Source organism: Paludisphaera soli, assembly GCF_011064595.1.
In the GTDB taxonomy this organism is placed as follows: domain Bacteria; phylum Planctomycetota; class Planctomycetia; order Isosphaerales; family Isosphaeraceae; genus Paludisphaera; species Paludisphaera soli.
On sequence record NZ_JAALJI010000154.1, the window covers coordinates 1 to 441 of the forward strand.

The following is a 441-nucleotide window of genomic DNA, read 5'->3' on the forward strand; positions in this document are numbered from 1 at the left end:
AGACCGATTTCCTTGAAGGTCTAGCGCCCTGTTGACGGGACGGGTAATCTCGCGGTATCGCCACATCGAGGGCCATGCCGTGAGAGCCTACTCCGCCGACCTCCGCGAGCGCGTGCTCGCCGACTGCGACGCCGGAACGCCGACCGCCGAGGTCGCGGCCGAGTTCCGCGTCAGCGCCAGCTGGGTGCGCCGCCTGAAGCAGCGTCGCCGCGAGACCGGCGAGACGGCCCCGCGGAAGCAGCGGCACGGATCGCCGCCGAAGTGGGCCGAGCACCTCGAGGCCATCCGCGCCTCGGCCCGCGAGGTGCCCGGGGCCACGCTGGAGGAGCACCGCCGCCGGCGCGGCCTGGACCTGGGGATCTCCACGCTCTGGCGGGCGTTCCACGCCCTGGGCCTGACCTACAAGAAAAAGTCCTGAGGGCCGCCGAGCAGCCGGCCCGA

General features: G+C 72.6%; 1 protein-coding gene. It reads left to right on the plus strand.

Features of this window, described 5'->3' with window-relative positions; translation table 11 throughout:
- Positions 1-79: 79 nt before the first annotated feature.
- Positions 80-418 (plus strand): helix-turn-helix domain-containing protein, encoded by a 339-nt coding sequence (locus G6O68_RS32110; RefSeq protein ID WP_165253848.1) that lies wholly within the window; start codon positions 80-82, stop codon positions 416-418.
- The last annotated feature ends 23 nt before the right edge of the window (positions 419-441 follow it).